Source organism: Pedobacter sp. 01T416_2, assembly GCF_056398925.1.
The window spans coordinates 1-1,904 of the sequence record NZ_JBFTQI010000978.1 but is presented as its reverse complement, the minus strand read 5'-3'; the positions used below and the strand labels follow the sequence as shown (position 1 = coordinate 1,904).

Annotated in this window: 2 protein-coding genes; both read right to left on the bottom strand. The window is 36.6% G+C overall.

The window, feature by feature from the left end; genetic code table 11:
- Positions 1 to 337: 337 nt before the first annotated feature.
- Positions 338 to 727, bottom strand: a complete 390-nt coding sequence (locus tag AC1DPQ_RS26495) for a LiaF transmembrane domain-containing protein (RefSeq protein ID WP_477611396.1) — start codon at positions 725 to 727, stop codon at positions 338 to 340.
- Positions 728 to 1,086: 359 nt separating this feature from the next.
- On the bottom strand, positions 1,087 to 1,776 hold the full coding sequence (gene rpiA / locus AC1DPQ_RS26490; RefSeq protein ID WP_477582053.1) for a ribose-5-phosphate isomerase RpiA: 690 nt from the start codon (positions 1,774 to 1,776) through the stop codon (positions 1,087 to 1,089).
- Positions 1,777 to 1,904: the final 128 nt, after the last annotated feature.

Sequence of the window (1,904 nt, the reverse complement as noted above, 5' to 3'; positions counted from 1 at the left end):
TTTTTCCAGTAATAGGGTGCGAGGAATCGTCATTGCGAGAAGGCTTTTTCAGCCGGCGAAGCAATCTTACAACGATCGCTATTAGCGTACGCTTTAAGATTCCCGCCTACGCGGGAATGACGATCATTCTATTGGAGTCTATCGATAGTAGCGAAGTCGAAGGTCTCTTGATCAGATTTCTCCGTTCCGCTTCACTTCATCCGATAGCTATCGGATCGAAATGATGGTAAAGTAGCTAAATAATCTATCATACATTTTAGACACATTTATTTCAAATAAAAAAAGGGGCATTGTTAAAAAATGTCCCTTTTTAAGATATATGATGGAGTTAAGAATTTTAGCTTTCTTTATCAGTAAAATCAACTGGTTTCTTTTCAAAATACTGATCGAAGTTTTGCACTTTTTTAGGTTTTAGAATTACATACAATCCTAATCCAATTAGTATTAAAGCCGTACTGATTCTTGACAGATCGAAATCAAAAATGGTTATCGCTTTAAGGGTGAATAAACCACCTATTATAGTTAAGGCTAACCAGCTGCTGCCCTGGAAGTTTTTGCGGTAACCCATCCACAAACCTACGCCTAACATGATGGTGTGCCATTTCAATATCCAGTATGGAACATCTATACCAGAATTTCTTAACAAGAACACCGAACCGATTGCTATGATTAAAACACCTAAACCAAATTGTTTATCTGCGTGATTTTTTTTGATTAAATTTTCCATGACTGTTTGTTTTTATGATTCAAATGTATCACGAATACCAATGCCGGGGAATGGCTTTTCCCTCAGTTGTGATGTTTTATCGGTGAGTGAAATAAAACTGTCGGTAAAAAATTATGAAATTTTGAGGGAGGGAGTATTTATCGGTGAAAATGTCAGTTTTGCCGCGTAAACACTAAGAAGACGGAATTAAAACTTAATTTTCTTAACTCCTTAATGTTAAAAATTTGGATCACCATGAAGAAGTTAATATAATTAAGAGAAATAATCTCAATCATTAAGATTTTGTCGTCATTCCGCTTAACAATAACGAAATGAGGGGCACAAATGAACTAATGGATAATGAACAAATGAACCAACTATCATTCGAAAATGATGATATCCGTTCCTTCGCTCATAATTACTTTTGAAGTGATGTTAATGAATAATCCATGAGCCAATAATCCATTAATCTGGTTCAGGTTAGCAGATAATTTTGCAGGATCATCAATGAGACCGAAATCGGCGTCGATAATCAGGTTACCATTGTCGGTAATAAATGTTTTGTTAGCTACAGACCTCAATATACCCTTTCCACCAAGCTCATTAATCTGATCGGACACATATTGATAGGCCAATGGAATTACCTCAACAGGAACAGTAAAAACACCCAATTTTTTAACTTTTTTAGAAGCATCGGTAATGATGATGGCATTTCTACTCAGTGAAGCAATTATCTTCTCTCTAAACAGCGCCCCGCCTCCACCTTTAATCAGATCGAGTGATTCTGTAAACTCGTCGGCTCCATCGATACTGATATCAATTTCGCTTAAATGCCCGAGATCAAGAATTTCGATGCCCAAAGATTTCGCGAGTTCTTCTGTTCGGATGGAACTTGCGGCAGCTTTTATCTTAAGCCCTTCTTTTACACGTTTACCTAATTCTTTAATGGCAAAGGTTGTGGTAGATCCCGTGCCCAGGCCTACTACATCACCATCTTTAACAAATTTTACTGCAGCCAGGGCAGCTGCTAGTTTTTCTGCATCTTGTTGCGTTTTATCTATAGTAGCCATAAAGTAAAAATAGGTTTAAATGATAAACATCGCAAAAACGAAAAAAAATTTACTGCTGATGCAATAAATCGTTTTTATAGCGTTTATGTATATGAGAGCGTTAATTTAGATGATGGGGATTCTGCAAT

Coding starts and splice junctions, on each gene's coding strand:
- AC1DPQ_RS26495 (WP_477611396.1), bottom strand. CDS start 727: ATGGAAAATTTAATCAAAAAAAATCACGCAGATAAACAATTTGGTTTA.
- rpiA (WP_477582053.1), bottom strand. CDS start 1,776: ATGGCTACTATAGATAAAACGCAACAAGATGCAGAAAAACTAGCAGCT.